The organism is Devosia sp. (genome assembly GCF_041917035.1).
Classification (GTDB): Bacteria; Pseudomonadota; Alphaproteobacteria; order Rhizobiales; family Devosiaceae; genus Devosia_A.
The window spans coordinates 1-6346 of the sequence record NZ_JAYRYM010000218.1; the positions used below are offsets into that span (position 1 = coordinate 1).

Below are 6346 nucleotides of genomic sequence, written 5' to 3' on the forward strand. Positions count from 1 at the left end.
GCCGATGTGCTCGCTCATCGTGGCGTAGCGCCCGCGCGAGGAGGCATGGCGCTCCGTCCTCAGCCAGCTGTAGTAGCGATCCTCGTAGCGCTTGCGCTGCTCGCCGGCCTTGGCCGGCCTGATCTCGGCGGCATACTCGAAGGCCCAGTCGCGGGACTGCGGCGCAACGAGGAAACGCCAGACCCGCGCATGCATCTCGGCTTCCTGGTCGGTCCAGTTGAAGTCCGAGGCCGGTCGGCGGTTGAGCTGCTTCCAGATCTTCTCGAAGCCGGGAATGATCTCGTCGTTCAGCACGCCGGCTTGGACGCGCCCGAAATCGCCGAGCTGGCGGGCAGAGGCCGGCTGCCCGGGCAGCGCCAGGGCGCAGCACAGAACCAGGACGGCGAGGCGCAGCGGGCCGTCAGCCACGCCGGCGCTTGGCGCGCGAAGCGGCGCCCACAGGCTTGGTCGGCAGCTGCGGCGCGCTGCCGGCACGTTCGTAGCGGACGCCGGTGAACAGCACGATCTCGCCGCTTTCCTGGGTCGTGCCCTTGGCGTCGGCGCTGCGTCCGCGCCTGGTGAAATGAACCAGCTTTCCCACTCTGGCCTCCTCGGGCAACTGCCCTCGCCGGCCCCATTGCCGACGACAAATCAGGCCCGACGCGATGCCTGACGGTTTTCATTAAGAGTTCGTCAAGGTTAACAGTTCGCTAACGAATTGCTGGAAATGATCGCGCCTGAGCGTGACCGGCCGAATCCCGGTGCGCCCGGGGTACAGATGATCGGCTTTCAGCCCTACGAGACGTTCCAGCTGCTGATCGAGACCGGCGGGGTCGATCGCACCAACACGCTGCTGTGCGCCGCCTGCGATGCGTTCTCGCGCCGCGGCAAGCCCACGGCGGCCGAGCTGGAGCAGTTCTCCGCCCTGGCGCTGCGGCTGTTTCCCATCGCGTCGCCGGCCGCCCGCGCCAAGGCGGCGGCCACGCTGGGCCGGTCAGCGGATCTGACTGCCGACCTCGAGGAGCTGGTGGTGCGCCATCTGGGCGACGATCTGGCGGAGTTCCTCGTCACCGCGCCGCGCCTCTCCGAAGGCACCATGCTCAAGGTGATCTCCTCCAACGACGTCCTGCTCGGCGCCGCGCTGGCGCGACGCGCCGATCTCAGCAACACCGTGCTGGCGCGGCTGTTCCAGATGAACAGCCGCAAGGTCTATCGCGCGCTCGCCACCAATACCGCCATCCAGCCGCGCGGGCCGTATCTCAACGCGCTGGCCCGCTCTGCGCAGATGGATCATCAGGTGGCCTGGTCGCTCGCTGCCCGCGACGATTTCGACGCCGCCCTGCTCGCGCCGGCCTTCTTCGATCTGGGCGAGACCGACCGGCTCAAGGTGATCTCCGCCTTCGCGCAGCGCCAGACCCCGGCCGCGCCGATCAAGCGCACGCTGGAGCAGCTGTCGGTGGCGACGGATCAGCTCACCCGGGCGCTGATGAAGCTCTTCTCCGAGAACCGGCGGCCCGAGGTCACCCGCCTCCTCCACCAGATCACCGGGCTCGACGAGGTGCGTTGTGGCCAGATCGCGCACGATACCAGCGGCGCCGCCCTGTTCGTGGTGTTGCGCGCCTTCGGCTGCAGCGCCCATGACGGGCTCAAGGTGCTGATCCACGCCACCTCGCACGACGAGGACCGCTCGCGGGCGCTGGCGCAGTTCTCGACCATGTTCGAGACGGTGAGCGTCGACGCCACGGCCTTCCTGATGAGCGCCTGGCGTGGCGAGGTGAACCTGCTCGACCTGACCAAGCCGGAATACCGGCCGTTCGAGGCCGAGCGTCGGCGCCCGCCGCCGCCCCAGACCCGCGAGCGCAACCCGATCGTCGAACAGGCGATCGAGGCCCTGGCCCGCATCGGCACCCGCGCCAGCTGACCGGCGCGGGTCGCCGCGGCGACGGAGCCGATCGCGCCGCCCACCTGACCCGGGCTAGAACTCGCTCCACTCTTCCTTGACTGCCGTGTTGCCGCGGCTGAGATAGGTCTTGGCTGCGGTGCTGACCCGCTGCTGCAGCGCCCGGATGCCCTTGGGCGGTGCTGGCGGCGTGGCGACGCTGCGCGCGGAGGCCCCGGCGACCCTGAAGACATCGACCACGCGGTCGAGTTCGCTCGCCTGCGCCTCGGTCTGCTCGATCGCGGCATTGGTCTGCTCCACCAGCGCCGCGTTGTGCTGGGTCATCTCGTCCATCTGCCGCACCGCCGAGGTCACCTCGTCGATCGAGCCGGCCTGGTCGCGGCTGTCCCGGGCGATGCCCTCGAGGATGTCGCGGTTGGAGCGGACGGCGTCGAGCATGACCTCCAGCTTCGTGGCGGCTTCGGCCACCAGCTTGGTGCCGCCGCTGACCTCGCGGGCCGACTGCTCGATCAGCGCCTTGATGTCGTTCGAGGCGCCGGCGGCGGATTGCGCCAGACGCCGCACTTCCACGGCCACGACGGCAAAGCCCTTGCCGGCATCGCCGGCGCGGGCGGCCTCCACCGAGGCATTGAGCGCCAAGAGGTTGGTCTGGAAGGCGATGTCGTCGATCAGCCCGATGATCGAGGAGATCTTGGCCGAACTCTCGCTGATCCGGCCCATGGCGACATTGGCCTCGCGCATCACGCTGCCGCCCTCCTCTGCCGCAACCGTGACCGCCGTGGCGCTCTTGGAAGCACCGGCGGCGCGCTCGGCATTCTGCATGACGGTGCGCGCCAATTGCTCCATGGCTGCCGAGGTCTGCTCGATGGTCGCGGCCTGCTTGGTGGTGCGTTCGCTGAGGTCGTTGGCGCCGCTGAGGATTTCCGAGGTCGCCACTTTCAGCCCGCGCGAGGTCTCGCGCAGCTGTGCGACGATCTCGGCCAGCCGGTCCGCAACCTTGTTGGTGTCGTCCTTGAGCTTGCCGAACGCGCCTTCGTAGGTGCCGGTGACACGGCGCGTGAGATCGGTGTCGGCCACCGCGCCGAGCACTTCGCCGGCCTCCTTGAGCGCGCCCTCGATACCGCTCAGCATCATGTTCATCGCCTTGGCGAAGCCGGACAGTTCGGCGTCCGGCAGGGTATCGACGACGCGCTGCGACAGGTCGCCCTTCGCGGTGGCGGCCAGCACCTGGTTGAACGAGGCCGAGAAACTGGCGACCAGCCGGTCACGCTCGGCGACCCCGGCCTGCCGCTCGGCCTCCTCGCGCCCCGCCGCGTCGATCCTGGCGGCATTGTCCTTGAACACCTGCACGGCGGCGGCCATCTCGCCGATCTCGTCGAGACGGGCGGTGAACGGCACGGTGCCATCGAGGCGGCCGTGCGCCAGATCCGCCATGGCCGCCGTGATGCGCCGGATCGGGCGGGCGACGCTGCCGATCAGGAACCAGGTGGCGAAGGCCAGCATCACCAGCACGACGACGCTGGCGCCGATGAGGATCAGGACGGCGCCGTTCGCCGAGCCGTCGGCGGCGGCAGCCTCGTCCGCCGCACGCTGGTCGGCGATGGCGGTCGCCTCGTCGATCAGCGCCATCGCCTCGGCGGCGCTGGCCACCAGCTTGGCGACGACCGCCTGGCGCTCGGCCTCGATCTTCATGCCCGAGAAGATCTGCTCGGCGACCACCGCCCCCAGTTCGCCCACGACGCTGCGGTAGCCCGCCAGGGTCGCCTTGATCCGCTCGATACGCTCGCGGTCGGCGGCCTCGGCCATCAGCGGCACGGTGCGATCCAGCAGGGCCGTCATCTCGGCGAGGGCGGCGTCGGCGGCCAGACCGGCCGCGTCGACTTCCTCCTGCTTGACCGCGAGGCGGATGTCGCGCGCCGCCAGGTCCATGCGCAGCAGCGACTGGTCGGCGGACCGCACGAGGCTGGTGATCTCGGTCTGGGCCCGCGCCCGCACATTGGCGGCCCCGATGCCGTTGACCATCAGCAGGACAAGTCCCACCGCCACCGGGATCAGCACGAGTATGGCCGTCGAGACGCTCACGATCTTGGTGCTGAGCTTCACCTTGTTGAAGTCCATCTGTGCCTCCGGGCAGGTGAGGCGGAGCTTACCCGGCGATGGTGGACTTATCCTTAACCAGCGGTTTCCGGAGCGGTCAGGCGACCACCAGCAGGCCCAGGTCGCCCGAACGCAGTTCGAGCGAGATTACCCAGAAGTCGGGATCGAATGCCTCTTCCTGCACCAGCCGCTGGCGCACCCTGTCCGGGCCGACCCGGTCGAACCGCCGCTGGAACAGCCGCTCTTCCGGGTTGTCGGCCCGGCTGGCGGCCGGCGCGGGGACGTAGAGCGAGGTCTCGCCGTTGAGGTGGTCGACCTCGACGAAGATCTGGCCGGCAATCGGGTCGCCCCGCCGGGCGACCACGCAGATGTGGCCGATGTCGTTGTGGCGGCGGACGAAGGCCGCCACCCAGATGTCGGAGCGGAACATCCGCCCTAGATCGACGCGCCGTTCTCGATCAGCAGATCGAGCAGTTCCGGCGAGATGCGGCCCGTCGTCTCGTAGTTGAAGTAGGTCTCGAAGTTCCGGATCGCCTTGGCCGTCGCTTCGCCGGCAAGGCCGTCGGCCGGTCCGTGCAGGAAGCCGAGGCTGGCGAGGCCGCGCTGCACCTTGGCGACGAAGACCGGGTCGGTGGTCTTGGTGCGGATGATTTCGTCGGGGGTCGCCGGGGTGTCGAGCACCGCGATCGCCTCGCCCGGCGGGGCCGGCTCCTCCTCGATGGCGAGCGGCACGCCGACCTTGGGCTTGGCGGGCAGCGCGGCCATTTCGGCGGCGAACTGCTGCACCGCTTCGACGCGCTTGTTCGACTTGGTCATGGCGATGGTCTCGACCCCCGAGATGATGGTGTCGATGGCATCGCCGGCCGTCTCGGCCGCCAGTTCGAGCGCGTCTTCCGGCGTCTGCGGCACCGGCCGGCCGAGCACGGTGGCCTCGACCGCGGCGGCCGGCTTGCCGATCGAGCCGGTCTCGAGCTGCATGGCGAGCGGCTCGGGGTCCGCGAGCGGGGTCGCCGCGGCCGGGGTCCTCGGTTCGACCGCCTCGGCGGCCTCGGGCCTCGTTTCCGGCAGGTCCTCGCTCACCGGTTCCGTGAGCGCTTCGGGGACGAGGGTGGCTTCGGGCTCCGGCTCGACGGTCGGCCGCGCCAAGGGCGTTACCGCCGGCTGTTCCTTCGGCTCGGCCATGCCCATGGGGGCCTTGCGGATCGCCTCGACAATCGCGGCGGTCAGTTCGCCTCTCGGCTTCATGCCGTTCAGTTCTTCGAACTTCTTGATCGCCCGCGCCGTCTGCGGTCCGTAGAGGCCATCGATCTTGCCGGCGAACAGCTTCATCATCTCGAGCTTGCGCTGCACCTCGATGACGTCCTGGTTGCCGATCGGCTCGCTCCTGGCCTCGGCCATGGCCGGCTTCGCCTCGACCGGCTTGCCGACCACCAGCGCCGGCTTCATCTCCAGCGACTTGGGCTTGACCGCGGGGATCACCGGCTCGACCCGGGCCGTCGCGGCGACGGGCGCGAACAGCGGCGCCGGATGATCGTGCGCCTGCCCGTAGAGCGCATTGGAGCCCGCCATGGCGCTGGTCACGACGAGCGCCGCAATGGCCGAATTGGTCAGGGGCGCGCGCATGTAGCGCCCGATGATCCACAACGCCGCCCGGCCCGCCGAGGCCAGAGCGAAGCCGCCGACCTGCAGCGGCAGGTGCGCGAAAGACGCTGCCGTCATAGTGCTCTTCTTCTTTCGTCTTGCCATGTGGCCATATTCTGGGGCGCCGGATCCCGGTGAAGGGGGGTGACGGCAGGAGTTTCCACCAGCTTGGTTTCCGGACCGTTTATGGGCAGCAAGACAGTCATCACGGTGCCCTCGCCGGGCGAGGAACTCGCATGCAGCGAGCCGTCATGCAGTTCGGCGAGGCCCTTGACGATCGACAGCCCCAGCCCGGTCCCCTCGTAGCGCCGGGCCAGCCCGCCCTGGGCCTGGAAGAACGGCTCGCCCAGCCGGCGCACCGCTTCCTCGCCCATGCCGATGCCCTGGTCGGCCACCGAGATGGCGACGTGCCGGCCCTGCCGCCGCATGGCGAGGGTCACCACCGAGTGCTCGTGGCTGAACTTGACCGCATTGGAGAGCAGGTTGATCAGGATCTGCCGGCAGGCCCGCTCGTCGGCGACCAGCATCGGCAGGGCGCGCGGGATGTCGCTCATCAGGCGGACGGACTTTTCCCGGGCCATGGCGTCGACCATCTTGAAGCACGGCTCGACCAGGGTGTCGGGCGCGAAGGCCTCGGTCTGCAGCTCGAACTTGCCGGCCTCGAGGCGCGACATGTCGAGCAGCATCTTGACCACCTCGATCAGGTGCTGGCCGCTCTGGTGGATGAGC

7 protein-coding genes are annotated in these 6346 nt (G+C 69.4%); 1 reads left to right on the forward strand and 6 read right to left on the reverse strand.

Annotated elements, in window-relative coordinates; genetic code table 11:
• On the reverse strand, positions 1-408 hold a 408-nt coding region (locus ACE3TU_RS17525), incomplete at its 3' end, for a hypothetical protein (protein ID WP_374626530.1).
• Positions 401-580, reverse strand: coding sequence for a hypothetical protein (locus ACE3TU_RS17530; RefSeq protein WP_374626532.1), 180 nt, complete (start codon positions 578-580; stop codon positions 401-403). The genes ACE3TU_RS17525 and ACE3TU_RS17530, both read right to left, overlap by 8 nt.
• A gap of 126 nt (positions 581-706) precedes the next feature.
• On the opposite strand from ACE3TU_RS17530, the gene ACE3TU_RS17535 reads away from it, so the two are divergent.
• Complete coding sequence (locus tag ACE3TU_RS17535; RefSeq protein ID WP_374626534.1) at positions 707-1900, forward strand: DUF2336 domain-containing protein; 1194 nt, start codon at positions 707-709, stop codon at positions 1898-1900.
• 54 nt (positions 1901-1954) lie between these two features.
• On the opposite strand, the gene ACE3TU_RS17540 is transcribed toward ACE3TU_RS17535, so the two are convergent.
• The 4 genes from ACE3TU_RS17540 to ACE3TU_RS17555 form a co-directional block, all read right to left on the reverse strand.
• Entirely contained in the window at positions 1955-3997 is a 2043-nt protein-coding gene (locus ACE3TU_RS17540) for a methyl-accepting chemotaxis protein (RefSeq protein WP_374626536.1), read from the reverse strand.
• A gap of 76 nt (positions 3998-4073) precedes the next feature.
• Positions 4074-4406, reverse strand: a complete 333-nt coding sequence (locus ACE3TU_RS17545; RefSeq protein WP_374626538.1) for a DUF1491 family protein — start codon at positions 4404-4406, stop codon at positions 4074-4076.
• A 5-nt stretch (positions 4407-4411) separates the two neighbouring features.
• Positions 4412-5695, reverse strand: coding sequence for a peptidoglycan-binding protein (locus ACE3TU_RS17550; protein ID WP_374626540.1), 1284 nt, complete (start codon positions 5693-5695; stop codon positions 4412-4414).
• On the reverse strand, positions 5692-6346 hold a 655-nt coding region (locus ACE3TU_RS17555), incomplete at its 5' end, for a sensor histidine kinase (protein ID WP_374626542.1). The genes ACE3TU_RS17555 and ACE3TU_RS17550, both read right to left, overlap by 4 nt.

Coding starts and splice junctions, on each gene's coding strand:
- ACE3TU_RS17535 (WP_374626534.1), top strand. CDS start 707: ATGATCGCGCCTGAGCGTGACCGGCCGAATCCCGGTGCGCCCGGGGTA.
- ACE3TU_RS17540 (WP_374626536.1), bottom strand. CDS start 3,997: ATGGACTTCAACAAGGTGAAGCTCAGCACCAAGATCGTGAGCGTCTCG.
- ACE3TU_RS17550 (WP_374626540.1), bottom strand. CDS start 5,695: ATGACGGCAGCGTCTTTCGCGCACCTGCCGCTGCAGGTCGGCGGCTTC.
- ACE3TU_RS17545 (WP_374626538.1), bottom strand. CDS start 4,406: ATGTTCCGCTCCGACATCTGGGTGGCGGCCTTCGTCCGCCGCCACAAC.